The following is a 26,260-nucleotide window of genomic DNA, read 5'->3' as shown; positions in this document are numbered from 1 at the left end:
TTTGCCCCGACTCGCCGCACCATCGGCGCCGACTCGCGCAACCAGTGGCCCCGACTCGGCGAGGGGTCAGAGGTCGTCGAGGCGGTCCTGCCAGTGCCGGCGCAGCACCGGGGGCATCTCGCCGTCGAGGGCGTCGCGCAGCAGCTGCACCTGCGTGGGGTCGAGGGCGAGCGCGGGGAAGGCGCGGCCCACGACCTGGGAGAACGCCTGGCCGCGGCGCTCGGCGATGCCGGGCGACTCGGCGAGGTAGCGGGCGACGTACGGCGCGAGCAGGTCGGTCTGCCCCGGCGACCACAGCCCCGCGGCGAGCGCGGCGTAGAGCCGGTTGGAGACCTCGGGGTCGTCGGCCATCCGCGCCCACGCCTCCGCCTTGGCCTCCTCGGTGGGGCGGGCCGCCAGCGCCCGCGCGGCGCCGAGCTCGCCGTCGACGGTGCCGTCGCGGCGCCGCTCCTCCTCGATCACGGCGGCGTCCAGCGCCCCCAGCTCGGCGAGGCGGTGCACGATCCCCCAGAGAAGTCCCGGCGTCAGCTCGACGCCCTCGGCGGTGCGCCCACCGGCGCGGGCCGCGGCCAGCCAGCCGCCCAGCAGGTCGACGTCGGTGGCGGTGGCGATCAGGCCGCGGGTGCAGGCCAGGGCGCGCTCGGGGTCCCCGGCGCCGTCCGCCAGCCCACGCGCGCAGGCCGCGGCGACCACCGCGAGGAGCCACTCGGCGTCGCCCGGCGCGGTCCGGCGCAGCAGCACCTCGTCGAGGGTGCGCTCCAGCACCGCCTCGAGCAGCTCGGGATGCGACTCCGCGGGCAGGTGGGTGGCCACCAGGTCGGCGTACTCCTCGACCGGGAGCAGCCGCGACTGCACCAGCTCGAAGGCGTGCTGCCACAGCACCGTGCGGACAGCCACGTCGTCGAGGCCGGACAGCCCGGCGCGCGCCGCGTCCCAGGAGAGCGGGTCCAGGCGCAGCCGCGCGAAGGTCTCGCCGTGGCTGTTCGGCACCACGACCCGACCGGCCCAGTCCTCGAGGCGCACCGGCTCGTCGGCGACGTCGACGAAGCGGGAGCCGACCTCGGTCCAGGCGCCGCCCGGCGCCACGTCGTACGCCGTGACGCGGAGGCGGTGTGGGCGCTCGCCCTCGCGGGTCAGCACCGGTACGCCGCCGTCGCGATCGACGCGGATCGTGTCGTGGCCCGAGCGGCGCAGCCACGCCTCGACCCAGCCGCGGACGTCGCGCTCGGAGGCGGCGTCGAGGGCGTCGACGAAGTCGGCGAGCGTCGCGTTGCCGAAGCGGTGGGCGGCGAGGTGGGCGTCGACGCCGGCCAGGAACGCCTCGTCGCCGAGCCAGGTCACCAGCTGGCGCAGCACCGAGTTGCCCTTGGCGTAGGAGATCTGGTCGAAGTTGTTGAACGCCGCGTCCACGTCGGGCACGTCCTCGGCGCGCGGCGCGACCGGGTGGGTGGAGCCACGCAGGTCGGCGTCGTAGGCCCGCGGCTTGCGGCGCGCCTCGTGGGCGACCAGCGTGTCGGCGTACCCGGCCCCGTCGCGCGCGACGCGGTAGCCCATGTAGTCGGCGAAGGACTCGTTGAGCCAGGTGTCCTCCCACCAGCGCATCGTGACCAGGTTGCCGAACCACATGTGCGCCATCTCGTGGGCCACGATCGTCGCGCGGCGCACCCGCATCGGCTCGCTCACCCGGCCGCGGGGCAGCAGCTCGTCGCGGTAGGTCACGCAGCCCGGGGTCTCCAGCGCGCCCCAGTTCTGGCCCGGCACGAACGCCTGGTCGTAGGAGTCGAAGACGAACGGCTCGGCGAGCAGCTCGGCGTAGTGGTCGAAGCAGCCCTCGGTGAGCGCGCGCAGCTCCGCGGCGTCGCGGTCGAGCTCGGCGGCCAGCGAGCGGCGCGCGTGCCAGCCGAACGGCAGTCCGCGGTGCTCCCAGGTCACCGAGTGCCACGGGCCGGCGCAGACGACCACCATGTTGGTGGGGATCGGCGGGGTGGTCGCGAAGCGCCAGGTGCCGTCGCCGTGCTCGCGCGCCCGGCCGTTGGCCAGCACCGTCCAGGCGGGGTCGGCGTGCACGGTCATGGTCACCGGCGCCTTGAGGTCGACCTGGTCGAAGCAGGCGAAGACCCGCTGGGAGACGTCCATGCCGAGGTAGGCCGACAGGTAGGTCTCGCCGTCCGCGGGGTCGGTGAAGCGGTGCATCCCGTCGCCGTCGGTGACGTACGGGACCCGAGCGGTCACCTCGACCCTCACCGGCACGCCGGTGGGCAGGCCGGTGAGCGCGATCCTTCGCCCGTCGTACGACGTGGGGGCGGGGGCGCCGTCCACGAGCACCTCGAGGTCGCGCGCACCGCTGAGCTCGAGGAAGGTGTCGGGCCCGGTGGTCGTGAACGTGACCCGGGTGCGGCAGCCGAACGTCTCCGCGGCGGGGTCGGTGAGGTCGAGCTCGATGTCGTAGGCGACGTCGCTCAGCTGGGCGGCCCGGGCACGGGCCTCGTCGAGGGTGAGGGACATGCCCCGACCGTAGCGGGGCGTCAGCGGCCGAGGAGGAGCTCGTCGACGAGCTCGTAGCGGGGGCGGCCGCGGGGGCCCTCGCCGAGGTGGGAGGCGATCAGCCGGAGCCGGTCGATGGTCCAGGCCGGGCCCTCGTAGGTGTCCAGCAGCCGCACCCAGTCGCTCACGTCGTCGGGGTGGCGCAGCCGGGCCAGCGTCACGTGCGGGCGGAAGCGCTGGCCGTCGACGGCGACGCCGGCGCGGCTCGCGGCCGCCCGCGCCCCGGTGGCGAGCCGGTCGAGCTCGGTGCGGCCCTCCTCGTCGAGGTCCAGGCCGGCCCAGATCACCCGGGCCCCGGCGACGTGCGGGAACGCGCCGCCGCCGGCGATCCGCGTCTCGAAGGCCGTGCGCTTCGCGGCGGCCCGCCCCAGCCGCTCGACCAGGTCGTCGAGCGCCCGCTCCGGCACGTCGGCGTAGAACGCCACCGTCACGTGCAGCTGCTCCGCCGAGGCCCAGCGGAACGGCCCGGCGTCGCGGCGTACGTTGAGGAAGGCGTCGAGGTCCGCGACGACCTCCTCGGGTGGCACCACGGCCGCGAACATCCGCATCCCCAGATGCTAGACATCTCCGAACATCCGATTGACCCGGCGCGAGCGGGGGCAGGGTGCGGATGCCGGCCGGGGGCCGCCGGCGATCGAGGAGGCGGCGAGGGCATGCGCGACAAGCAGCGGCGGATGAAGCCGCACCAGATGGTGGAACCTGTCCTCACCCTCACGACGTCCGCGCCGGCCGAGGTGGCCGTGTCGGCGCTCGTCGACGCGCTCATCGGTGCTCGCTACCGGCTCCAGGAGCGCGAGCCCGGTCGCGCCCGGCTGCGGCTCGGGTCCTGGACACGCGAGCTGCTCGTCCCCGAGGACATCGGGTACCTGCTGCGCCTCGGCCTGCTCCCGCGGCGCCTGGTCACCTGGGCCTTCATGGCGACCGTCGACGTGGAGACCCTCGACACCGCCCCGCCGACCCAGGTGCGGGTGCGGATGCACCGGGTGTGGGGCGAGGAGCGGTACGGCGTGCCCCACACCCTCCGTGCCGTCGACGCGGCGATGCGGGCGCTGTACGCCGCCGGCCACCACGTCGAGGGCGACGAGGTGGACGAGGGGCTGTGGCTGCGGTGACGGTCGCGGCCCTCGACGTCCTCAGACCTGCGTGCCCAGCAACGACCCGATCCCGTAGGTGACCCCCATCGCCAGCGCGCCCCCGGCCACGTTGCGCACCACTGCCCGGGTGCGCGGCGCGTAGCCCAGCGTCGCGCTGGTGAAGCCGGTGATCGCCAGCGCGACCAGCACGCTCAGCACCGTGACCACGACCCGGATGTCGTCGGGCGCCAGCAGGATCACCAGCAGCGGCAACGCCGCACCGGTCACGAACGACACCGCGGAGGCGAACGCCGCCGCCCACGGGTTGGTGATGTCGTCGGGGTCGATGCCGAGCTCGACGCGCGCGTGCGCGGCCAGCGGGTCGCGGGCCATCATCTGCTCCGCCGCCTCGCGGGCGGTCTCCTCGCTCAGCCCGCGCTCGACGAGCAGGCCGGCGAGCTCGTCGCGCTCGGCCTCGGGCTGCTCGGCCAGCTCGCGGCGCTCGGTGTCGAGCATCGCGAGCTCGGAGTCGCGCTGGGTGCTGGTCGAGAGGTACTCCCCGGCGGCCATGCTGATCGCGCCGGAGACCAGCCCGGAGACACCGGCGACCGCGATCGCGCCCTGGTCGGTGGTCGCGCCCGCGACGCCGACCACCAGACCGGCGGTGGACACCACGCCGTCGTTGGCGCCCATCACGCCGGCCCGCAGCCAGTTCAGCCGCCCCCGCACCCCGCCGCCGCTGCCCGGCACGCCGGGCTCGCCGGCATGGGTGGCGGATGCGGGGTGCCGGGCCTTGGGACTCATCCCCCGATGGTGGCCCGCCCGACGCGACCCGACAAGCAAGGGCACGCTGACCGAGACGCCTCAGAGGCCGAGGTCGCGCCCGATGAGCTCCTTCATGATCTCGTTGGAGCCGGCCCAGATCTTCGAGACGCGGGCGTCGCGCCAGGCGCGGGCGACGCGGTACTCGTTCATGAAGCCGTAGCCGCCGTGCAGCTGCACACAGTGGTCGAGCACCTCGTTCTGCACCTGCGAGGACCACCACTTCGCCTTCGCGGCGTCGATCGGGCTGAGCTCGCCGGCGTCGTGGGCGACCACGCACTGGTCGATGTAGGCCTGGGTGACCTCGATCTTGGTCACCTGCTCGGCGAGCAGGAACTTGTTGTGCTGGAACTGCCCGATCGACTGCCCGAACGCCTTGCGCTCCTTGGCGTAGGCGATGGTCTCCTCGAGGATCTGCGCGGCGTGCGCGACGTTGGAGATCGCGCAGCCCAGCCGCTCCTGCGGCAGCTTCTGCATCATGTGGATGAAGCCGCCGTCGAGCTCGCCGACGATCTCGGCGTCGGTGACGCGCACGTCCTCGAAGAACAGCTCGGCGGTGTCGGACTCGTCCTGGCCGACCTTGTCGAGCTTGCGGCCGCGGCTGAAGCCGGGGGTGCCGGTCTCCACGGCGAACAGGGTGATGCCGCGGGCCTTCTTCTCCGGGGAGGTGCGGGCCGCGACCAGCACCAGGTCGGCGGAGTAGCCGTTGGTGATGAAGGTCTTCGAGCCGTTGATGACCCAGGAGTCGCCGTCGCGCACGGCGGTGGTCCGCAGCGCGGCGAGGTCGGAGCCGCCGGAGGGCTCGGTCATGCCGATGGCCAGCAGGATCTCGCCCGCGGCCACGCCGGGCAGCCAGCGCTTCTTCTGCTCCTCGGTGCCGAGCTCGACGAGGTACGGCGCGGTGATGTCGGCGTGGATGCCCACGCAGGAGCCGAGCGCGGCGTTGACCTTGTTGAGCTCCTCGAGCAGGACCGCGTTGAACCGGTAGTCGTCGGCCCCGGCCCCGCCGTACTCCTCGGGGATCGCCAGGCCGAGCAGGCCCTGGCGCCCGGCCTCGAGCCAGAACTCGCGCGGGATCGCCTTCGCCTCGGCGTACTGCTCGACGTCCGGGAGCACCGAGCGCTCCAGGAACTCGCGCACCGAGCCGCGGAATGCCTCGTGGTCCTCGTCATAGATCGCTCGCTTCATGGCGCCACGATACTCACCGGTAACAGACGGCGGGAGGCCTGGAAGATTCCTTCCGGCGACCAACGGGTACAAGCCGGGCTCCGCCGCCCCGGGTCCGCGCGCGCTCCCTCCCCGTGCCGCCGCGACCCGTCCCGCTCCACGCAGCCCCGCGAGAGGTGCCCCCGTGATCGATCCCGCCGACGCCGCCCCCGAGGTCTGGCCGGGCCAGCCCTACCCCCTCGGTGCCACCTTCGACGGCAGCGGGACCAACTTCGCGCTGTTCAGCGAGGTCGCCGAGCGCGTCGAGCTCTGCCTGTTCGACGAGACCGCCGACGGCACCCTGTCCGAGACCCGCCTGGAGCTGACCGAGGTCGACGCCTACGTCTGGCACTGCTACCTGCCGCGCATCCAGCCCGGGCAGCGCTACGGCTACCGCGTGCACGGTCCGTGGGACCCCGAGCAGGGGCTGCGCTGCAACCCGAACAAGCTGCTGCTCGACCCCTACGCCAAGGCGACCACCGGCGACATCGACTGGGACCAGGCGCTGTTCTCCTACAACTTCGGCGACGAGGGCTCGCGCAACGACGAGGACTCCGCGCCGCACATGACCCACGGCGTCGTGATCAACCCCTACTTCGACTGGGAGGGCGACCGGCGCCCCGGCTACGCCTACAACGACACCCTGATCTATGAGGCGCACGTCAAGGGTCTCACCGAGCTGCACCCCGACGTGCCGGACGAGCAGCGCGGCACCTACGCCGGCGTCGCGCACCCGGCCGTGATCGCGCACCTGCAGAAGCTCGGGGTGACCGCGATCGAGCTGATGCCGGTCCACCAGTTCGTGCAGGACAGCACGCTGCTGGAGAAGGGACTGCGCAACTACTGGGGCTACAACACCCTCGGCTTCTTCGCCCCGCACGCCGACTACGCCTCGACCGGGCGCGACCCGGCCACGCTCGGCGCGCAGGTCCAGGAGTTCAAGTCGATGGTCAAGGCGCTGCACGCCGCCGGCATCGAGGTGATCCTCGACGTGGTCTACAACCACACCGCGGAGGGCAACCACCTCGGTCCGACGCTGAGCTTCCGCGGCATCGACAACCAGGCCTACTACCGCCTGGTCGAGGACGACCCGCGCTACTACATGGACTACACGGGCACCGGCAACAGCCTCAACGTGCGCCACCCGCACTCCCTGCAGCTGATCATGGACTCGCTGCGCTACTGGGTCACCGAGATGCACGTCGACGGGTTCCGCTTCGACCTCGCCTCGACCCTGGCGCGGGAGTTCTACGAGGTGGACCGGCTCGCGACGTTCTTCGAGCTCGTGCAGCAGGACCCGGTGGTCAGCCAGGTCAAGCTGATCGCCGAGCCCTGGGACGTCGGTCCGGGCGGCTACCAGGTCGGCGGCTTCCCGCCGCAGTGGACGGAGTGGAACGGCGCCTACCGCGACACCGTGCGCGACTTCTGGCGCGGCGAGCCGTCGCTGGGCGAGTTCGCCAGCCGGCTCGCCGGCTCCTCGGACCTCTACGAGCACTCCGGGCGGCGTCCGTTCGCCAGCATCAACTTCGTCACCGCCCACGACGGGTTCACGCTGCGCGACCTGGTGTCCTACAACGAGAAGCACAACGACGCCAACGGCGAGGACAACAACGACGGCGAGAGCCACAACCGCTCGAACAACCACGGCGTCGAGGGCCCCACCGACGACCCGGAGATCCTGGCCGCGCGGGCGCGCGCCCAGCGCAACCTGATCACCACGCTGCTGCTGAGCCAGGGCGTGCCGATGCTGCTGCACGGTGACGAGCTGGGCCGCACCCAGCAGGGCAACAACAACACCTACGCCCAGGACTCCGAGCTCAGCTGGGTGGACTGGAAGGACGCCGACCTGCCGCTGGTCGAGTTCACCGCCGCGGTCGCCCGGCTGCGCCGCGACCACCCGACGTTCCGGCGCAAGCGGTTCTTCACCGGCGGCACGGTCCGGGTCCCCGACGGCGGCGACGGCGACCGGCTCAACGACATCGTGTGGCTGCACCTCGACGGCCGCCCGATCGAGGACGACCAGTGGGACGACGGCGCCAAGGCGCTCGGGATGTACCTCAACGGCCACGGCATCGCGGGGCGCGACGAGCGCGGCCAGCCGATCGTCGACGACCACTTCGTGCTCTACTTCAACGCCGACGGCCCGGCCACGATCACCCTGCCGCCCGAGGAGTACGCCGAGGCGTGGGACGTCGTGATCGACACCGGCGGCGACGCCGACGCGAGCCCGCCGCTGGCGGCCGGGGCGACGTACGAGCTCGACACCTGCAGCGTGCTGGTGCTGCGCGAGCACCGCGAGGCCGAGACCGAGCCCGACGTGTCGGTGGCGGCGTCCGTGGCGGCCCAGGCCGCCAACGCCAGCCAGGCCGGCGCGACCGGCGGGCAGGGCTGAGCCGTGCGCGTCCCCACCAGCACCTACCGGCTCCAGATCACCCAGGACCTGGACCTGTTCGCCGCGGCCCGGCTGCTGCCCTACCTCCACGAGCTGGGCGTGGACTGGGTCTACCTGTCGCCGCTGCTGGCGGCCGAGCCGGGCAGCACCCACGGCTACGACGTGGTCGCCCACGACCACGTCGACTCCTCGCGCGGCGGCGCAGAGGGCCTGGCCGCCGTGAGCGCGGAGGCACGCCGTCTCGGCATGGGCGTCCTGGTCGACATCGTGCCCAACCACGTCGGCGTCGCGACGCCGGCGGCGAACCCGTGGTGGTGGGACGTGCTCAAGCACGGCCGCGACGCCCAGCACGCCCCGGCCTTCGACATCGACTGGAACCCGACCGGGCAGCGGCTGCGGATCCCGGTCGTCGGCGACGATGACCAGACCCTCGACGGCGGCCCGGTCGGCCACCTCGACGTGGTCGAGGGCCCCGACGGCGAGCCCGAGCTGCGCTACCACGACCACCGCTTCCCGGTCGCGCCCGGCAGCGCCGACGACTGGGGCAAGCCGGGGGTGGCCGCCACCACCGTGCACGACCGCCAGCACTACGAGCTGGTCAACTGGCGGGTGGCCGACGACGGGCTCAACTACCGCCGCTTCTTCGCGGTCAACACCCTGGCCGCGGTGCGCGTCGAGGAGCCGGAGGTCTTCGCCGACACCCACGTGGAGATCCGGCGCTGGTTCACCGAGGGCCTGGTCGACGGGCTGCGCGTCGATCACCCCGACGGGCTGCGCGACCCGGGCAAGTACCTCGACGACCTGGCCGCCCTCACCGGCGGCGCCTACGTGCTGGTGGAGAAGATCCTCGAGCCCGGCGAGCAGCTGCCGTCCTCCTGGGCCACCGCCGGCACCACCGGATACGACGCGCTCGCCCACCTCGACCGGGTGCTCACCGACCCCGCCGGCCAGGAGCCGCTGGACGCGCTCGAGGCCCGACTGCGCGGGGCCCCGGTCGACTGGCACGAGATGGTGCACGGCACCAAGCGCGAGGTCGCCGACAACCTGCTGCACTCCGAGGTGCGCCGCATCGTGCGCGACCTGCGCCGCGAGGACCCCCCGCTGCCGGCCTTCCGCGCCGAGGACGCGATCGGCGAGCTGATGGCCTGCTTCCCCGTCTACCGCTCCTACCTGCCCGAGGGGCGCGAGCACCTCGAGCACGCCTTCGCCGAGGCGCGGCGTCGGCGACCCGACCTCGCCGGCACCTTCGACCGGCTCGAGCCGAAGCTGTTCCACGGCGAGGCCGACGGCACCCGCCGCTTCCAGCAGACCAGCGGGATGGTGATGGCCAAGGGCGTGGAGGACTGCGCCTTCTACCGCTGGTCGCGGCTGACCTCGCTCAACGAGGTCGGCGGGGACCCCTCGGTCTTCGCGCTGCCGGTGAGCGGCTTCCACGAGGCGATGGCCGAGCGCCAGCAGCACTGGCCGCACGCCATGACCACGCTCTCCACCCACGACACCAAGCGCGGCGAGGACGTGCGCGCCCGGATCACCGCGCTCGCGGAGATCCCCGAGGTCTGGGCGGCCGCGCTCGACCGGCTGCTCGCGCTGTCGCCTGTGCCCGCCCCGGGCTTCGGCTCGCTGCTGTGGCAGGCCGTGCTCGGCGCCTGGCCCGCGGACCGCGACCGGCTGCACGGGTACGCCGAGAAGGCGATGCGCGAGGCCGGCGACCGCACCACCTGGACCGCCCCGGACGCCGACTACGAGGCGGCCGTGCACGCAGCGGTCGACAGCGCCTTCGACGTCCCGGAGGTCGCCGCGGTGCTGGACGACCTGCTCGCGCAGGTCACGGTGCCGGGGTGGTCCAACTCCCTCGCGGCCAAGCTGGTCGCGCTGACCATGCCGGGCGTCCCGGACGTCTACCAGGGCAGCGAGCTGTGGGAGCAGAGCCTGGTCGACCCCGACAACCGCCGCTGGGTGGACTTCGAGACCCGCGCGGAGCTGCTGCGCGCGGGCGCCTGGGAGCCGCCCACCCCGCGGGTCGACGACCCCGGGAGCGCCAAGCTGCACGTCACCGCGACCGCGCTGCGCCTGCGCCGCGACCGGCCCGAGCTGTTCACGTCGTACGCCGGGGTGGGCGCGAGCGGGCCGGCGGCCGACCACGTGCTCGCCTTCGACCGCGGTGGCGCCGTCACCGTGGCGACCCGGCTGCCGATCGGGTTCGCCGCCCGCGGGGGCTGGGGCGCGACGACGCTCGCCCTCGCACCTGGGCGCTATGTCGACACGCTCACCGGCACCATCCACGAATCCGGCCCCGAGGGCATCGCCCTGAGCGGCCTGCTGGACCGACTGCCGGTGGCGCTGCTGGTCCCGGCCACTGACGAGGAGAAGTGATGAGGGGTCCCTTCGACGTCTGGGCGCCGCGCCCCGCGCGGGTGCGCCTGGCGGTGGGCGAGGCGGTCGTGGACATGGTCCGCGGCGACGACGACTGGTGGACGCCGGGCGCGGCGCTGGCCGACCTCGGTGCTGGTCTCGGTGCCGGTCTCGGGGCCGGCCTCCCGGCCGACGGGGTCGACTACGGCTACCTGCTCGACGACGACGAGACCCCGCGACCGGACCCGCGCTCGCGGCGCCAGCCCGACGGGGTGCACGGGCGCTCGCGCACGTTCGACTCCACGGCGTACGCCTGGAACGACCAGGGCTGGACCGGGCGCCAGCTGGCCGGCTCGGTGATCTATGAGCTCCACGTCGGCACCTTCACCCCCGAGGGCACCCTCGACGCCGCGCTCACCCGGCTCGACCACCTGCGCTCGATCGGCGTCGACTTCGTCGAGCTGATGCCGGTCAACGGCTTCAACGGCACCTGGAACTGGGGCTACGACGGCGTGCTGTGGTCGACGGTCCACGAGGCGTACGGCGGCCCGGCGGCGTACCAGCGCTTCGTCGACGGCTGCCACGCCGCCGGGCTGGGCGTGATCCAGGACGTCGTCTACAACCACCTGGGGCCCTCGGGGAACTACCTGCCGCTGTTCGGGCCCTACCTGAAGACCGGCGCCAACACCTGGGGCGACCTGATCAACCTCGACACCGAGGGCTCGGCCGAGGTGCGCCGGCTGATCCTCGACAACGTGCGGATGTGGCTCGACGACTACCACGTCGACGGGCTGCGCCTCGACGCCGTGCACGCGCTCGACGACTCCTCCCCCGTGCACCTGCTCGAGGAGATGGCGATCGAGGTCGCCGCGCTGTCGGCGCACCAGCGCCGCCCGCTGACGCTGATCGCGGAGTCCGACCTCAACCAGGCCTCGATGGTGACCCCCCGTGAGGGCGGCGGGCTGGGCATCGACGCGCAGTGGAGCGACGACTTCCACCACGCGGTGCACGTCGCGCTGACCCGGGAGACCGCCGGCTACTACGCCGACTTCGAGCCGCTCTCGGCGCTGGCGAAGGTGTGTGAGCGCGGGTTCTTCCACGACGGCACCTACTCCTCCTTCCGCGGCCGCGACCACGGTGCGCCGATCGACACCGAGACGCTGCCGACCTGGCGGCTGGTGGTGGGCAGCCAGAACCACGACCAGATCGGCAACCGCGCCGTCGGGGACCGGATCACCGAGGTGCTCGACGACGACCAGCTGGCCTGCGCGGCGCTGCTGACCCTGGCCGGGCCGTTCACGCCGATGCTGTTCCAGGGCGAGGAGTGGGCGGCCGCCACGCCGTTCCAGTTCTTCACCAGCCACCCCGAGCCCGAGCTCGGCACCGCCACCGCGGAGGGCCGGATCGCGGAGTTCGAGCGGATGGGCTGGGACCCCGCGGTGGTGCCCGATCCGCAGGACCCCGCGACGTACGAGCGCTCCAAGCTGGACTGGTCCGAGCCCGAGGGCGGCCGGCACGCGCGGCTGCTGGAGGTCTACCGCGAGCTGGCCCGGCTGCGTCGTACGCTCCCCGACCTCACCGACCCGTCGTTCGGCGCGGTGTCGTGCACCGCCGACGAGGAGGCCCGGGTCTTCACGATGCGCCGCGGCTCGCTGCTCGTGGCGGTCAACTTCGGCGATGCCGAGGCGGTGCTGCCCGTCGGCCCCGACCGCGCGGTCTACTTCACCACCCCCGCCGGCGCCACCCTCTCCACCGACACCCTCACCCTCCCTCCCCACGCCGGGGCGCTCCTCGGCTGAAGGTTGAGTCGAGACTTCTGACGCTCGAGTCGAGACCTGTGACCGGTTGAGTCGAGAACGACGCCACCACGAGGGCCGACTCGGCGAAGGGGACGGGTCAGCGGGCGCCGTCGAGCCACTCGGAGACCCACGCGGGGACGAGTACGCCGGCGGGGCCGAGGCGGGACTCCTCGAAGAGGTGGCTGCCCTCGCTGGGCAGCAGGTTGAGCTCGAGGGTGTGCGCGCCGGCGGTGACCGCGCTCTGCACGAAGCCGGCCGCGGGGTAGACCGCGCCGGAGGTGCCGATGGAGACGAACAGGTCGCAGCGGTGGAGCGCCTCGATGATGCGGTCCATCGCGTAGGGGACCTCGCCGAACCAGACGATGTCGGGGCGCAGCTCGGCGCTGCCGCAGCGCGGGCACGGCGGGTGGTCGCTGAGGTCACCGGCCCAGCGCGAGCGGCGGCGGCAGCCGACGCACAGCGCGGACAGCAGCTCACCGTGCATGTGCACCACGCGCGTCGAGCCGGCGCGCTCGTGCAGGTCGTCGACGTTCTGGGTGACCACCAGCAGGTCGTCGCCGAGCGCCTCCTCGAGGCGGGCCAGCGCGAGGTGGGCGGGGTTGGGCTCCACGTGGGCGAGGGCGGCGCGGCGCGCGTCGTAGAAGCCCTGCACCACCGACGGCTGGTGCTCGAAGGCCTCCGGGGTGGCGACGTCCTCGGCGCGGTGGCCCTCCCACAGCCCGTCGGAGTCGCGGAACGTCGGGACGCCGCTCTCCGCGGAGATCCCGGCGCCGGTCAGCACGACCACCTTCCGCCCGGTCATGACGCGTCCTGCTGGGAGTCACGGGGTCGACGGTGCATGGTGATGACGTACCCACCGTCGTCGTACGGCTCACCGTCCCACGTCGAGTAGCGCGCGACGGGCTCGAGGCCCGCCGCGGCCAGCGCGGCGTCGTGGTCGGCCAGCGAGGTCGGCGCGCAGCCGGCCGGCAGGTGGGCGGAGTCCAGGCCGAACCCGCAGACCACCAGTCCGCCCGGCGTCGTGTGCGCGGCCAGCCGCTCGGCCACCGCGCCCAGGGTGCCGGGCTCGAGCAGCGCGATGATGTTGCCGGCCAGCAGCACCAGGTCGAAGATCTCCCCGAGATCCATCGTGGCCAGGTCCGCCTGGCGCCAGTCCAGCGTTGGCGCCGCCGCGCGGGCCTGCTCGAGCATCGCGGCGTCGACGTCGGTGCCCACCACCGCATAGCCGAGCTCGGCGAGCCGCTCGGTGATCCGACCGGTCCCGCAGCCGGCGTCCAGCACCCGCGCCGGCGGCTCGAGCAGGCGCTGCACGAAGCCCGCCTCGCCGTGGATGTCCTCGCCCTGCGCCGCGAGCACGCGGAAGCGCTCGGCGTACGCCGCGGCGTACTCCTCGCCGTTGTTGGCCCGAGCGATGCGCTCCCAGCGGGTGGTCATGAGGTCCTCGGGGGTCGGTGGCGGCGTCGCTTCAGGACTACCAAGGCGAGCGCAGCGGCGCGGGCCGGGCGGGAGCCCGGGCGCCCGGTCACCGCCTCGGCGTGTGGCACCCTAGTCGTCGTGGGGCGGGTGACGATCAGCGACACAGCGCTCTTCACCGCCTTCGACCCCGGCAGCATCGCCCGCGGTCGGCAGTACGCCGCGACCCGGCGGGTGCTCTCCGCCGAGGTGGGCCCGAGCGGCCGCGGCGCGGTGGAGATCCGCGGGTCCGTCGCCGGCAGCAGGAACGCTCCCTACCGGGTCCAGGTCCGGATCGACGAGGGCGCCATCGACGCCCGGTGCGAGTGCCCGGTCGGTCACCAGTGCAAGCACGCCGTCGCGGTCCTGCTGGCGATCCGGGCAGCCGAATCGATGCGCCCGGTGGCCGCGCCGCCGGCGTGGCGGCGCAGCCTGGACCAGGTGCTCGAGCCGCTGGAGCAGGGCGCGTCGGCCCCGCCCGCGCGCAGGAAGCTGGCGCTGCAGTTCGAGATCCCGGTGCCGACCCGGCGGCGCTACCGCGGCCACGCCGAGGCCGGTCAACGCCTGTGGCTGCGGCCCATGCGCCAGGGGGCGCGGGACAACTGGATCAAGACCGGGATCTCCTGGGCGCACGCCGCGGCTCCCCAGTACGACGAGGCCCACGACCTCGACCAGCTCGCGGTGCTGAGCCGGTTCGTCCAGGCGGTCCCCGGAGCGGCGCCGCGCGACGTCCTCGACCTGACCGAGATCGGTCCCCAGCTGCCGACGCTGCTCCAGCAGGCGCAGGAGGCCGGGATCGCGCTGATCGGCGGCGAACGCATCTCCTCCGTCGAGATCGCCGACCCGGTCGAGGCCGTCCTCGACGTCGTGGAGCACCAGGACGGGGCGAGCCTGCGGCTGGGGGTCTGGCACGGCGAGGTGTTCGTCTCCGACGAGGGCCTGCTGCTCCTGGGGCGCCGGCCGCACTCCGTCGCGCTGGTCTCCCCCACCCGGCAGGGCTCGACCGCCCTCCACCCGCGACTGCACCTCGTGCTCGCACCGTTGCAGCAGCGGCTGCCGGAGGCGTTGCTGCAGGTGCACCGCAGCGGCAGCACCCTCGAGGTGCCGGCCGGCGATCGCGACGCCTTCGAGACCGACTACCTGCCCCGCCTCCGCCAGCACCTGTCGGTCATCTCCTCCGACGGGTCGATCCCGATCGCCGAGGAGGTGCCGCCCCGGCTCCAGGTGGTCGTGGAGTGGGAGGGGCTCCTCGCCCAGGTGTCGTGGCGCTGGCGCTACGCCGATGCCCACTTCCCGCTCGACAGCACGCAGCGGGCCCCCGCCGTACGACGGCCGGCCGCCGAGCGCGCCCTGCTCGAGGCGGCTGGCGAGTGGCCGCACCTGCAACCGCGCGTCGCGATCGCCGGCCCGGCGGCGGTGGACTTCGTCGCCGACGACCTGCCTCGGCTCCTGGCCCACGAGGGCATCGAGGTGGTGGAGACCGGGCAGCGGCCCCACTTCCGCGCCGCGGTGGCGGCCCCGACGATCGAGTTCGTCACCGATGAGGACGACGCCGACGGCCCCACCGACTGGTTGGACCTGCGGGTGGTCATCGACGTCGAGGGCGAACAGGTGCCGCTCGCCGACGTGTTGGGCGCGCTGACCGCGGGACAGCCCCGGATGGTGCTGCCGAGCGGGCTCCACCTGGCCACCGACCGCCCGGAGTTCCGGCGCCTCGCCGAGCTGGTCGAGGCCGCGGCCGAGATCCGCGCGGCCCGCCCGGACCGGCTGCGAGTCGACCAGCGCGACCTCGGCTTCTGGGCCGAGCTCGCCGAGCTCGGCGTCGTGGACGCCCAGGCGGCCCGCTGGGTGGAGGCGGCGCAGGCACTGATCGGCCACGAGACGCTGCCCGAGGTCGAGGTGGCGGGGCTGGTGAGCACACCGCGGCCCTACCAGCACGACGGGATCCGGTGGCTGGTCCAGCTGTGGCAGCTGGGGCTCGGCGGGATCCTCGCCGACGACATGGGGCTGGGCAAGACCCTGCAGACCTTGGCGCTGATCAGCCACGCCCGCGCACACGGCGCCGCGCCGTTCCTCGTCATCGCCCCGACCAGCGTGATGACGGCGTGGGCCTCGGAGGCGGCGCGGCACACGCCGGGCCTGACCGTGCGCGTCGTGGACGCCTCCGCCGCCCGGCGTACGACGTCCCTCGACGAGGTCGCGACCGGCGCCGACGTGGTCGTCACCTCCTACACGCTGTTCCGCCTCGAGGCGGACGCCTACTCCGCACTGGAGTGGGGCGGGCTGGTGCTCGACGAGGCCCAGGCGATCAAGAACCACCGGAGCAAGACCTACCAGGCGGTCCGGCGCCTGGACACGCCCTTCCGGCTGGTGGTGACCGGCACCCCGTTCGAGAACCGGCTGATGGAGATGTGGTCGCTGCTGTCGGTGGCGGCGCCGGGCCTCTACCCCTGGCCGACGGCGTTCCTCGAGCAGGTCGCGCGGCCCGTCGAGAAGCACGGCGACCCCGTGGCCCTGGCACGGTTCCGGGCGCGGATCCGGCCGTTCGTGCTGCGCCGGACCAAGGACCTGGTGGCCTCGGACCTGCCAGCCAAGCAGGAGCAGGTGCTGGAGGTGACCCTGGGCGCGGCGCACCAGCGGCTCTACGACACCTGGCTCCAGCGCGAACGCCAGTCCATCCTCGGACTGGTCGACGACTTCGACGCCAACCGGGTGGCGATCTTCAGCGCCCTGACCCGGCTGCGCCAGCTGAGCCTCGACCCCGCCCTCGTGGACGAGGCCCACGAGACCCTGGGCTCGGCGAAGTTGGACGTCCTGGCCGAGCACCTGGTCGAGCTGGCCGCCGAGGGTCACCGCGCCCTGGTCTTCAGCCAGTTCACGAGCTTCCTCAAGCGGGCCCGCACCCGTCTGGAGGCGGAGGGGCTGACCGTGCGCTACCTCGACGGGGCCACCCGCCGGCGCGCGGCCGAGATCGAGGCGTTCAAGTCCGGCGACGGGGACGCGTTCCTGATCAGCCTCAAGGCCGGCGGGGTGGGCCTGACCCTCACCGAGGCCGACTACGTCTTCGTGCTCGATCCCTGGTGGAACCCGGCGGCGGAGAACCAGGCCGTCGACCGGGCGCACCGGATCGGACAGGAGCGGCCGGTGATGGTCTACCGGCTGGTCGCGCTGCGCACCATCGAGGAGAAGGTGGTCGCGCTGAAGCAGCGCAAGGCCGACCTCTTCGCCTCGGTGTTCAGCGGCGAGGGCGCCCAGGGCCTCGGCATCGACGCCGACGACGTGCGCGGCCTGTTCTCCTGACCGAGGAGACGACCGCCCCGGCTGAGGACGGCACTGCGCCTCGATGGACGCGGGAGGGAGAGAACCCGCGTCGAGCTCGTTGAGCTGCCGCTCAACCTCCGGAGTGAGGTTGATCCGGTCCCGGGGGTCGGTGTCTTTCCGCGCAATTGCTGGGATTGACACCGGTTTTGCGCCGCGGCAGGTGCTTTTCCCAGCAACTGCGCCGAAAAGACCGTAGCCCGGGCGATCCGCGCCCTCAGGCCACGGGCCTGCGATTCTTGCCACCCACCTGCCACGCATGAGGGGCCATCAGGCTGCTGACCTGCGCAAACGCCCAGACTCAGTAATACCAGGGGTACGGCGACCAGTCGGGCTCGCGCTTCTCGAGGAACTGGTCGCGCCCTTCCTGCGCCTCGTCGGTCATGTAGGCCAGCCGGGTGGTCTCGCCGGCGAAGAGCTGCTGGCCGACCAGGCCGTCGTCGAGGAGGTTGAAGGAGTACTTCAGCATCCGCTGGGCGGTGGGCGACTTGCCGTTGATCTTGCGGCCCCACTCCAGCGCGACCTTCTCCAGCTGGGCGTGCTCGACGACGCGGTTGACCGCGCCCATCGCGAACATCTCCTCGGCGGAGTACTCCTCGCCGAGGAAGAAGATCTCGCGGGCGAACTTCTGCCCCACCTGGCGGGCGAGGTACGCCGAGCCGTAGCCGCCGTCGAAGGAGCCGACGTCGGCGTCGGTCTGCTTGAACTTCGCGTGCTCGCGCGAGGCCAGGGTCAGGTCGGCGACGGCGTGCAGCGAGTGCCCGCCGCCGGCGGCCCAGCCGGGCACCACGCAGATGACGACCTTGGGCATGAACCGGATCAGCCGCTGGCACTCCAGGATGTGCAGACGCGCGAGCTTGGCCTTGTCGATGACCGAGGGCTCCTCGGCGCCGGTGTCGTCGGCGCCGATGGCCTTGTCCTCGTACTGGTAGCCGGCCTTGCCGCGGATCCGCTGGTCGCCGCCGGAGCAGAAGGACCACTTGCCGTTCTTGGCGCTCGGGCCGTTGCCGGTGAGGATCACGCAGCCGACGTCGGCGGACTGGCGCGCGTGCTCGAGCGTGCGCAGCAGCTCATCGACGGTGTGCGGGCGGAAGGCGTTCAGCACGTCGGGGCGGTCGAAGGCGATCCGCACGGTGCCGTGGGCCTTGGCCCGGTGATAGGTCAGGTCGGTCAGGTCCGCAAACCCCGGGACCTCGTCCCAGTCAGCCGGGTCGAAGATCTCCGAGACGCCGTCGATCGCACTCATGGGCGGAGGCTATCGGCCCGCTCCCGCGGGCCCGGAGGGTGTCGGTCGTTCCGTCACCTGGGCAACCGGAGGAATAGCTGTCGGCGCAGCGGTCATTGGAAGGACATGACACTGACAGGCGAGTACGAGCCCAGCCCCGAGCAGTGGGTCCGCGACCAGGTCGCCGAGTTCGAGGCCTCCGACGGCCAGCGCGCCAACGTGCTGCCCGGCACCGAGGACCCGATCGTGGTGATCACCTCGCGCGGTGCCCGCTCGGGCAAGCTGCGCAAGAACCCCGTGATGCGCGTCGAGCGCGACGGCACCTACGTCGCGATCGCCTCCAAGGGCGGCGCCGACGACCACCCGACCTGGTACTACAACTTCATCGCCCACCCGGAGGTCGAGCTCCAGGACGGCGCGGAGAAGCACACCTACCGCGCCCGCATCGTCACCGGCGAGGAGCGTGCGGAGTGGTGGGACCTCGCGGTCCGCACCTGGGCGACGTACGGCGAGTACCAGAAGAAGACCGACCGGGAGATCCCGGTCTTCCTGCTCGAGCGCATCTGAGCCGAGCCGGCACCCCGGGGCAGCCCCGGGGCGCCGGGACGGCGATTGGCGTCCCTTGCGAGCACTCGTAGACTGCTTGCTCGTGTCAACTATTTCTGCGCGTCGTCCACCCGCCCCGGTGCGCCCCGGTGCGGTGGTCGTCGTCCTGGCGGTCGCGGGCATCACCGCCGCGCTCATGCAGACCCTCGTGGTCCCGCTGATCCAGGACCTGCCGCAGATCCTCGACACCAGCCGGTCCAACGCCTCGTGGGTGATCACCGCGACGCTGCTCACCTCCGCGGTGGCGACGCCGATCAGCGGGCGCCTCGGCGACATGTTCGGCAAGCGCCGGATCATGCTGATCTGTGTCGGCTCGCTCATCGTCGGCTCGGTCGTGGGCGCCCTGGCCACGACGGTCGTCCCGATGATCATCGGCCGCGGCCTCCAGGGGATCGGCATGGGCATGATCCCGCTCGGCATCAGCGCCATGCGCGACCTGATCCCCGCCGAGCGACTCGGCGGCTCGATCGCCCTGATGAGCGCCTCGATGGGCATCGGCGGTGCTCTCGGCCTACCGCTCGCCGCGGCCGTCGCCGAGCACGCCAACTGGCGTGCCCTGTTCTGGGGCGCCGCCGCGCTGGCCGTCCTGGTCGCCGTCCTCATCGTCACGCTCATCCCGCCCACGCCCATCACCAGCACCGGCGGGTTCGACGGCGTGGGCGCCGTCGGGCTCGGCGTCGGCCTGGTCAGCCTGCTGCTCGGCGTCTCGAAGGGCGCCGACTGGGGCTGGAGCAGCCCCATCACGCTCGGCCTGCTCATCGGCGCGGTCGTCGTGCTGGTCGCCTGGGGCGCCTACGAGCTGCGCAGCACCGCCCCGCTGGTCGACCTGCGGGTCGCCGCGCGCCCGGTCGTGCTGCTGACCAACCTGGCCTCGCTGGTGATCGGCTTCGCGATGTACGCGCAGTCGCTGATCATCCCGCAGCTGCTCCAGCTCCCGTCCGAGACCGGCTACGGCCTGGGCCAGTCGATGGTCGCGATGGGCCTGTGGATGATGCCGGGCGGCTTCGTGATGATGGCGATGTCCCCGGTCGGCGCGCGGATCTCCCACGCCCGCGGCCCCAAGATCACCTTGGCCCTCGGCGGCTTCGTCGTCGCGGTCGGCTACCTCTGCGCGACGCTGCTGATGAGCTCCACGTGGGGTCTGCTGGTCGCGGTCTGCATCTGCTCGATGGGCGTCGGCTTCGCGTACGGCGCGATGCCCGCGCTGATCATGGGCTCGGTCCCGCTCTCGATCACCGCCTCGGCCAACAGCGTCAACACCCTGATGCGCGCGCTCGGCACGTCGTTCGCCGCCGCCGTCGTGGGTGTGGTGCTGGCCCAGATGACCACCGACTTCGGAGGCGTCGCGGTGCCGAGCAAGGCCGGCTTCCAGACCGGGCTGCTGCTCGGCGCCGGCCTGGCGCTGCTGGCCGGCATCATCGCGCTGTGCATCCCGCAGCGCGCCAGCCGGGCGGCCGAGGACCACATCGAGCACTCGGACCAGGCCGAGAGCGCCGAGGGCGTACAGGCGGCCGCGGCCCGCTGAGACCGGGTCAGCCGGCGCGCGAGATCGACATCGCCAGCGCGACCAGGTGCCCCAGCCGGGCCAGCTCGGAGTCCAGGAACTCCGGACCGCCGCGGCGACCGATGATCACCACCTCGTGCTTGTTGAGCCGGGCCCCGCAGTGCACGTTGTCGTCGTCGGTGTCCAGGCGCGCGGCCTTGCCGAGCTGCTGCCAGGTCAGGTCGCTGGGCGCCGCCTGGGTCCCGTAGACGACCCCGGTGTCGCGGTGGACGCGTGCGGCCCAGTCGGCGCGGAAGGTGATCGGCAGCAGGTCGATGAGCCGGTCGAGCGCCCGGACCGGGTCCCCGGTGAGCTCCTCGACCGCCTCGAGGTCGAGGAACAGGTTGCCGCCGGCGGCGTACCGGCTGATCCAGATCACCTGGACACCGTCGAGGGCGTTGCAGGCGGAGACGATCGAGTCGGGCATCGTTCCCGGCGTGGTCTCGAGGAGCACGTCGTCGACCGCGACCCCGTCGTCGCGGCGCTTCTCGACGATCTCGATCGCGTCGATGTCGCCGCCGGCAGCACCGATCGCGCTCGCCAGCCGACCGAGGGACCCAGGGACGTCGGGCAGCTCGACACGCAGCAGGTAGGGCATTCAGCACTCCATTCGAATCGCCCCGACCCTAGCGATCCCAGGCCGGTCGGCGCGGGATCGTTCAGGACTCGGGCATCACCGGGCGACGAGCGCCACGTCGCTGGCGGCGCGCAGCCGCTGGCGCAGCCCGGTGGCTCGCTGGACCCGGTGAGCCACGGCGGCCCGGACCGCGGCCTGTGAGCCGACCACGCGCACCCGCTCCTGGGCGCGGGTCACCGCGGTGTAGAAGAGCTCACGGGTCAGCAGCGGAGAATCCTCCGGCGGCAGCAGCACCGTGACCTCCCGCGCCTGGCTGCCCTGGCTCTTGTGCACCGTCATCGCGTGCAGCGTGTCGACGTCGGAGAGCCGGGAGGTCGCGAAGCGCAGGTGCTCACCGACCCCGGCGACCACCGCGCGCAGCTCGTCGTCCTCACGGACCACGACGCCGGTGTCGCCGTTGAACAGTCCCAGGCCGTAGTCGTTGGCGGTCACCAGCAGCGGGCGCCCGGCGTACCACTCCTGGCCCCAGACGGCGCCGACCGGCTGGCCGGTCGCCTCGCCGAGCCAGCGCTCGACCTGGCGGTTCCAGTGGTTGACCCCCCACGGGCCGTCGCGGTGGGCGCACAGGAGCCGGTGGTCGTCGGTGGCGGCGACCGCCGCCTCCGCATCGCCCGCGAGGGCGGCCGAGCGCACGGCGAGGGCGTGCTGGACGAGCAGGCCGCGCAGCTGGTCGGTCGCCGTCGGGTCGTCGGGGTCGATCAGCTCGACGTCGCCGGCCCCGGAGGTGAGCAGCGCGAGCACCTCGTCGGCGTCGCCGGCGCGCAGCGCCTCCGCGAGCGCGCCGATGCTGCCGCCGAAGCGGTGGGTGGTGCGCAGCGCCGCGACGGCGTCGGGGGCGGTGCCGGCCAGGCCCTGCACCAGGTCGGAGAGCACGGCCCCGGCCTCGACCGAGGCGAGCTGGTCGGGGTCGCCGACCAGCACCAGCCGGGCGTCGGGGCGCACCGACTCCAACAGCCGCGCCATCATCGTCAGCGACAGCATCGAGGTCTCGTCGACCACCACGACGTCGTGGGGCAGCTTGTTGCCACGGTGGTGGCGGAAGCGGGTGCTGGACTCCGGCACCCAGCCCAGCAGCCGGTGCAGCGTCGAGGCGCCGAGCTCGGCCAGGCGGGCGCGGTCGGCGTCGGTGAAGCGCGCGGAGCGCTGCGCCTCCTCCACCGCCTGCTGCAGGCGCGCCGCCGCCTTGCCGGTGGGCGCGGTCAGGGCGATGCGCAGGCGCCGCCCGCTCGCCTCGGCCTGGTCGGTCAGCAGGGCCAGCAGCCCGGCGACGGTGGTGGTCTTGCCGGTGCCGGGCCCGCCGGTGAGCACGGTGGTCCACTGCCGCGCCGCGGCCAGCGCGGCGGCGCGCTGCTCGGCGTACCCCTCCCCGGGGAAGAGGCGGGCGGCGGTGGCCTCGAGCCTGACCGGATCGACCGACGGCGCGACCGCCGCGGCCCGGGTGAGCAGGTCGTCGCGGACCTGGCCCTCCTCGCGCCAGTAGCGGTCGAGGTAGAGCTGGCCGTGCTCGACCTGGACCACCGAGGCGGCCGCCGCCGGGCTCGCCGCCACCCGGGCGAGCCAGCCCTCGGCGTCCGGCCACGGGAGCGGGTCGCCGGGGTCGGTGCTGGTGGTCTGAGGGTCCGGGTCGGCCGGGGCCGCGACGGCGGCGAGGTCGACGCACACCGAGCCATGGCGGGCGGCGCGCACGGCGAGCGCGAGGGCGAGGCGGACCTCCTCGTCGGCGGTGCCGGTCAGCTCGCCGAGCCGGGTGGCGACGTGGACGTCGGCCGCGGTGATCACCCCGGCGTGGTTGAAGGTCCGCAGCAGCCCGGTGGCGCCGATCGCCAGTCGGGCGTCGAAGCGGTCCTCCACCTCGAAGCGCTCGATCATGACTCCCCCTCCGCTACGCCGTCGAGCAGGTCGGACAACGCGGTGACCAGCGCCGCGGGCGGGCGCCAGCCGAAGACGCCGGACGGGCACCCCTCGACGGTCGGGGTGTCCGGGCCGCACATCCCGCGCACGTAGAGGTAGAGCACCCCGGCCAGGTGCACCTCCGGGTCGTAGCCGGGCAGCCGCCAGCGCAGGTAGCGGTGGGCGACCACGCAGTAGAGCATCGCCTGGAGCGGGTAGTGCGAGTGCAGCATCGCCTCGGCGAGCAGCGGCGGCGCGTAGTCGGCGGCGGTGAGCGGCCGGGCAGGGTCGCCGAGCATGTTGGTCTTGTAGTCGACGACCACGAACCGCGGACCCGCCTCGGTCTGCAGCCTCAGCACCGCGTCGACCGAGCCGGAGAGGTAGCCGCGCAGCGGCTGGTCGCCGAGCGGCGGCACCTCGAGGCGATCGGCGTACGGCGCCAGCGGGTCGTCCGCGGGCAGGTGACGGCGCAGCAGCGGGGCCAGGTCGCGCAGCAGCACCTCGCGGCGGGCGCCGGCACGCACGTCGCCACCGGCGAGCGGGAGCTCGAACTCCAGCTCGCGCAGCCGGTCGCGCAGCGGCACCCGGCCCAGCGTCCAGCCCGGGGCGACCGGCCCGAACGGGGTCTCGTGGAGCGGCACCAGCGCCTCGGCGAGCGCCTCGACGCCCACCTCGACCGGCCACCAGGCGAGCTGCTCTGCGACGTGGCGGCGCAGTTCCGCGCGCAGGTCGGGGGCCTCGGGGTCGGTGTGCTCGAGGACGGCGTGGACCAGGCTGCCGAACCCGGCGCCGGCGGGCAGATCGGCCATCGGGGACGGCACCGACGCGGCGGCCTCGGGGATCGTGGACGACGACGCAGCCGGATCGGTGGCCAGCGTGCCGGGGCCCGGCTCGGGCGCCGGCGGCTCGTCCTCGAGCCCGGTGACCTCCGGCTCGCTGGCGACCTCGCCGTGCCCGGCGAGCGCCTGCTCCTCCTCGATCCGGATCAGCCCGGAGTACGACGTGCGGCGCCAGTCGGTGTCGACGACCCGCGAGAAGCGGCGCACCGCGAGCTCCCCGGCCCGCGAGACCGGGACCGGGCCGGTGGCATCGCCCGGGTCGGCGACCTCCGCGACCGGGCCGCCCATCTCCTCGAGCATGGCCAGGACCCGGGCGGCGTACTCGTCGTCGCGCACGTCCTGGGCGTCCGGGACCGCAGCGACCCCGGGGCGGCGACCGAACAGCAGCCGGTGCAGCCCGCCGATGCGGGTGTTGAAGGTCGGCGCCCACCAGGCGACGACCTGGCCCTGGGCGCGGGTGAGCGCGACGTAGAGGTCGCGCAGCTCCTCGCCGCCCTCCTCGGCGCGGTGCCGGGCGAGGTTGGCCTCCCACTCCGGCCCGGACCCGCTGACATCGAGGGTGCGGCGGCCGGCGTCGTCGTGGAAGAGCGCGACCTCGGTGGGGAACTCGAAGCACTGGTAGGCGAAGGGCAGGTAGGTGACGGGGTACTGCAGCCCCTTGCTGCCGTGGATGGTGACGATCTGCACCGCCGCCGCGTCGGAGTCGAGGCGGCGGGGCCGCTCGGTGGCGGTGGTGCGGCGCTGCTCCTCGCGGAACCAGCCGAGCAGGGCGGTGAGCCCGAGCTGCTCGCGGGTGGCGAGCTCGTGCATTAGCTGGGCGAGGTGGCGCAGGTCGGTGAGCAGCCGCTCGCCGTCGACGGCGGCCAGCACCCGGGCGCTCAGGCCGCGCTCCTCGGCCGCCTCGACCAGTGCGGCCACACCGCGACCGCGCAGCAGCAGCGCCCAGCCGCGCAGCGTGTCCGCGACCCGGCCGGTGAGCCGCTCACCGCCCGCGTCGAGCTCGGCGGTGGTGTGGCCGAAGAAGCTGGTGAGGGCGGCGGCGCGCACCAGCCCGGAGCGGTGCGGCTGCTCGAGTGCCTCCAGCAGCGCCAGCCACTCCCCGGCCGCGGGGGTGGCGAAGACATGGCCGCCGCCGGCGAGCACGGCCGGTACGCCGCGGCGCGCGAGCGCCCGCTGCACGAGCAGCCCGTGGTCGCGCACGCCCACGAGCACGGCCACCTGCCTCGCCTGCAGCGGCTCCTCGCACCAGGTCGCGCCGGAGGCGAGCAGGGCGGCGATGTCGGCCGCGCAGTCCTCGGCGATCGCCTCGCGGGCCTCCGAGGCGCCGATCAGTCCGCGCTTGAGCCGGAAGCCGTCGCGGGGCAGGCGGCGCAGCCGGAACGACGCCGGCGACGGCGCGCCCCGCAGCCGCGGGACCTCGCGGTCCGGCGAGGGGTGGTGGGCGGCCACGTCGCGGACCACGATCTCGGGGTGGCCCAGCGCCGCCCCGCGCAGCACCACCTGGAGCCGCTCGAGGAGGTCGGCGTCGGTGCGCCAGTTGGTACCGAGGGTGGCCTGGGTGGTCGCGGTGCGGGCCGCGGCGAGGTAGGTGACCACGTCGCCGCCACGGAAGGCGTAGATCGCCTGCTTGGGGTCGCCAATGAGCACCATCCGGGCGTGGCCGCTGAACGCCCGCTCCAGCACCTGCCACTGCACCGGGTCGGTGTCCTGGAACTCGTCGACCAGCACGATCCGCCAGCGCTCGCGCATGCGGGCGCGGGCCGGGGCGTCGTCGTCCTCCAGCGCCGCGGCGAGGCGGGTGAGGAGGTCGTCGTAGCTGAGGATGCCGCGGCGGCGCTTGCGCCGGTCGACCTCCTCGCGCACCGCCTGGGCGAAGCCCACCCGGGCGCCGGCGGCGCTCGCCGGGTCGGCGGCGGGAGCCAGCACGGCCTGCGGGTCGCCCACCGCGCGCCGGCCCAGGGAGAGCGCGCAGGCGCGGTCGAACGGCGGGCGCTCGCGCAGGTGACCGAAGCGCTGGAGGTAGAGGTCGTCGACGACCTCGACGACGAGGTCGTCGAGGTTGTCCACCAGCTCGGCGCCGGAGTCGGTGTCGCCGGCGACGCCCAGCGAGCGCAGCACCATCTGGCAGAACTGGTGGGTGGTCGCGATGGTCGCGGTGTCGAAGGACGCGAGGGCGTCGCGCAGCCGGCGGCGCATCTCGGCCCGGTCGGCCTCCCCGGCCGCCAGCAGGTGGGCGAGGACGGCGTTGCCGCGATCCGCCGACGCCGGGTCGGCCAGCGCGCGCTCGGCCTCGACGAGCTGGTCGCGCACCCGCTCGCGCAGCTCCTGGCTGGCCGCGCGCCCGAAGGTGATGATGAGCATCTCCTCCAGGGACGCGACTCCCTCGGCGACGTAGCGGGTCACCAGAGCGCCGACGGTGAAGGTCTTGCCGGTGCCGGCACTCGCCTCGAGCAGGGTGGTGCCGACGCCCGGAAGCTCGCCGGTGACCTCGAAGGAGGCCACGGCGGCCGGCGCTCCGGGGGCTCCCGGCTGTCCGGTCGGTCCTGTGGACTGCACGCTGTG

Annotated in this window: 17 protein-coding genes; 7 read left to right on the top strand and 10 right to left on the bottom strand. The window is 73.6% G+C overall.

Features of this window, described 5'->3' with window-relative positions:
• Positions 1-66: 66 nt before the first annotated feature.
• Together pepN and thpR are read right to left on the bottom strand one after the other, a co-directional pair.
• Entirely contained in the window at positions 67-2,505 is a 2,439-nt protein-coding gene (gene pepN, locus HBO46_RS00725; RefSeq protein ID WP_166135516.1) for an aminopeptidase N, read from the bottom strand.
• A gap of 20 nt (positions 2,506-2,525) precedes the next feature.
• Positions 2,526-3,092: an RNA 2',3'-cyclic phosphodiesterase gene (gene thpR / locus HBO46_RS00720; RefSeq protein ID WP_166135513.1), complete on the bottom strand. Its 567-nt coding sequence runs from the start codon at positions 3,090-3,092 to the stop codon at positions 2,526-2,528.
• Positions 3,093-3,197: 105 nt separating this feature from the next.
• Here thpR and HBO46_RS00715 point away from each other — a divergent pair, with 105 nt between their 5' ends.
• The gene (locus tag HBO46_RS00715) at positions 3,198-3,656 is read left to right on the top strand and encodes a hypothetical protein (protein ID WP_166135510.1); all 459 of its coding nucleotides are present in this window, start codon (positions 3,198-3,200) and stop codon (positions 3,654-3,656) included.
• Between the two features lie 21 nt (positions 3,657-3,677).
• On the opposite strand, the gene HBO46_RS00710 is transcribed toward HBO46_RS00715, so the two are convergent.
• A complete protein-coding gene (locus HBO46_RS00710) occupies positions 3,678-4,421 on the bottom strand; it encodes a VIT1/CCC1 transporter family protein (RefSeq protein ID WP_166135508.1) in 744 nt (247 codons plus the stop codon).
• A 60-nt stretch (positions 4,422-4,481) separates the two neighbouring features.
• Entirely contained in the window at positions 4,482-5,627 is a 1,146-nt protein-coding gene (locus HBO46_RS00705; RefSeq protein WP_166135505.1) for an acyl-CoA dehydrogenase family protein, read from the bottom strand.
• A 163-nt stretch (positions 5,628-5,790) separates the two neighbouring features.
• Here HBO46_RS00705 and glgX point away from each other — a divergent pair, with 163 nt between their 5' ends.
• From glgX to treZ, 3 genes are read left to right on the top strand one after another with little or no spacing between them, the layout of a single operon-like run.
• Positions 5,791-8,037, top strand: coding sequence for a glycogen debranching protein GlgX (glgX, locus tag HBO46_RS00700; protein WP_166135503.1), 2,247 nt, complete (start codon positions 5,791-5,793; stop codon positions 8,035-8,037).
• 3 nt (positions 8,038-8,040) lie between these two features.
• Positions 8,041-10,410 carry a malto-oligosyltrehalose synthase gene (treY, locus tag HBO46_RS00695; protein ID WP_166135500.1) on the top strand — a complete coding sequence of 790 codons (2,370 nt, stop codon included), beginning with the start codon at positions 8,041-8,043 and terminating at the stop codon, positions 10,408-10,410.
• Complete coding sequence (gene treZ, locus HBO46_RS00690; RefSeq protein WP_166135497.1) at positions 10,410-12,188, top strand: malto-oligosyltrehalose trehalohydrolase; 1,779 nt, start codon at positions 10,410-10,412, stop codon at positions 12,186-12,188. Before treY ends, treZ begins: the two co-directional genes overlap by 1 nt.
• Before the next feature lie 97 nt (positions 12,189-12,285).
• Here treZ and HBO46_RS00685 read toward each other — a convergent pair whose 3' ends face one another.
• Both HBO46_RS00685 and HBO46_RS00680 read right to left on the bottom strand, forming a co-directional pair.
• On the bottom strand, positions 12,286-12,990 hold the full coding sequence (locus tag HBO46_RS00685; RefSeq protein WP_166135496.1) for an NAD-dependent deacylase: 705 nt from the start codon (positions 12,988-12,990) through the stop codon (positions 12,286-12,288).
• Positions 12,987-13,622, bottom strand: a complete 636-nt coding sequence (locus HBO46_RS00680; protein WP_166135493.1) for a class I SAM-dependent methyltransferase — start codon at positions 13,620-13,622, stop codon at positions 12,987-12,989. Before HBO46_RS00680 ends, HBO46_RS00685 begins: the two co-directional genes overlap by 4 nt.
• A gap of 120 nt (positions 13,623-13,742) precedes the next feature.
• Between HBO46_RS00680 and HBO46_RS00675 the strand changes: the two genes are divergently transcribed.
• A complete protein-coding gene (locus tag HBO46_RS00675) occupies positions 13,743-16,940 on the top strand; it encodes a DEAD/DEAH box helicase (protein WP_166135490.1) in 3,198 nt (1,065 codons plus the stop codon).
• Positions 16,941-17,259: 319 nt separating this feature from the next.
• Here the strand turns inward: HBO46_RS00675 and HBO46_RS00670 are convergent, their stop codons facing one another.
• Complete coding sequence (locus tag HBO46_RS00670) at positions 17,260-18,204, bottom strand: 1,4-dihydroxy-2-naphthoyl-CoA synthase (RefSeq protein ID WP_166135487.1); 945 nt, start codon at positions 18,202-18,204, stop codon at positions 17,260-17,262.
• A gap of 105 nt (positions 18,205-18,309) precedes the next feature.
• On the opposite strand from HBO46_RS00670, the gene HBO46_RS00665 reads away from it, so the two are divergent.
• Both HBO46_RS00665 and HBO46_RS00660 read left to right on the top strand, forming a co-directional pair.
• Complete coding sequence (locus tag HBO46_RS00665) at positions 18,310-18,750, top strand: nitroreductase family deazaflavin-dependent oxidoreductase (protein WP_166135484.1); 441 nt, start codon at positions 18,310-18,312, stop codon at positions 18,748-18,750.
• 82 nt (positions 18,751-18,832) lie between these two features.
• Positions 18,833-20,314 carry an MFS transporter gene (locus HBO46_RS00660; protein ID WP_224769302.1) on the top strand — a complete coding sequence of 494 codons (1,482 nt, stop codon included), beginning with the start codon at positions 18,833-18,835 and terminating at the stop codon, positions 20,312-20,314.
• A 7-nt stretch (positions 20,315-20,321) separates the two neighbouring features.
• On the opposite strand, the gene HBO46_RS00655 is transcribed toward HBO46_RS00660, so the two are convergent.
• The 3 genes from HBO46_RS00655 to HBO46_RS00645 all read right to left on the bottom strand — a co-directional run bounded on the left by HBO46_RS00655 (position 20,322) and on the right by HBO46_RS00645 (position 26,254).
• Positions 20,322-20,930: an ACT domain-containing protein gene (locus HBO46_RS00655; RefSeq protein WP_166135481.1), complete on the bottom strand. Its 609-nt coding sequence runs from the start codon at positions 20,928-20,930 to the stop codon at positions 20,322-20,324.
• A 75-nt stretch (positions 20,931-21,005) separates the two neighbouring features.
• Complete coding sequence (recD, locus tag HBO46_RS00650) at positions 21,006-22,838, bottom strand: exodeoxyribonuclease V subunit alpha (protein WP_166135478.1); 1,833 nt, start codon at positions 22,836-22,838, stop codon at positions 21,006-21,008.
• On the bottom strand, positions 22,835-26,254 hold the full coding sequence (locus HBO46_RS00645; protein ID WP_224769301.1) for a UvrD-helicase domain-containing protein: 3,420 nt from the start codon (positions 26,252-26,254) through the stop codon (positions 22,835-22,837). Before HBO46_RS00645 ends, recD begins: the two co-directional genes overlap by 4 nt.
• Between the last annotated feature and the right edge of the window lie 6 nt (positions 26,255-26,260).

The organism is Nocardioides ochotonae, assembly GCF_011420305.2.
Classification (GTDB): Bacteria; Actinomycetota; Actinomycetes; order Propionibacteriales; family Nocardioidaceae; genus Nocardioides; species Nocardioides ochotonae.
This window is presented reverse-complemented; position numbering and strand designations above follow the sequence as displayed.

Excerpts from the sequence above, each read along its gene's own strand:
- HBO46_RS00705 (WP_166135505.1), bottom strand. The coding sequence starts at position 5,627 with ATGAAGCGAGCGATCTATGACGAGGACCACGAGGCATTCCGCGGCTCG.
- thpR (WP_166135513.1), bottom strand. The coding sequence starts at position 3,092 with ATGCGGATGTTCGCGGCCGTGGTGCCACCCGAGGAGGTCGTCGCGGAC.
- HBO46_RS00670 (WP_166135487.1), bottom strand. The coding sequence starts at position 18,204 with ATGAGTGCGATCGACGGCGTCTCGGAGATCTTCGACCCGGCTGACTGG.
- HBO46_RS00655 (WP_166135481.1), bottom strand. The coding sequence starts at position 20,930 with ATGCCCTACCTGCTGCGTGTCGAGCTGCCCGACGTCCCTGGGTCCCTC.
- HBO46_RS00710 (WP_166135508.1), bottom strand. The coding sequence starts at position 4,421 with ATGAGTCCCAAGGCCCGGCACCCCGCATCCGCCACCCATGCCGGCGAG.
- pepN (WP_166135516.1), bottom strand. The coding sequence starts at position 2,505 with ATGTCCCTCACCCTCGACGAGGCCCGTGCCCGGGCCGCCCAGCTGAGC.
- HBO46_RS00665 (WP_166135484.1), top strand. The coding sequence starts at position 18,310 with ATGACACTGACAGGCGAGTACGAGCCCAGCCCCGAGCAGTGGGTCCGC.
- recD (WP_166135478.1), bottom strand. The coding sequence starts at position 22,838 with ATGATCGAGCGCTTCGAGGTGGAGGACCGCTTCGACGCCCGACTGGCG.
- HBO46_RS00715 (WP_166135510.1), top strand. The coding sequence starts at position 3,198 with ATGCGCGACAAGCAGCGGCGGATGAAGCCGCACCAGATGGTGGAACCT.
- HBO46_RS00685 (WP_166135496.1), bottom strand. The coding sequence starts at position 12,990 with ATGACCGGGCGGAAGGTGGTCGTGCTGACCGGCGCCGGGATCTCCGCG.
- HBO46_RS00680 (WP_166135493.1), bottom strand. The coding sequence starts at position 13,622 with ATGACCACCCGCTGGGAGCGCATCGCTCGGGCCAACAACGGCGAGGAG.
- treZ (WP_166135497.1), top strand. The coding sequence starts at position 10,410 with ATGAGGGGTCCCTTCGACGTCTGGGCGCCGCGCCCCGCGCGGGTGCGC.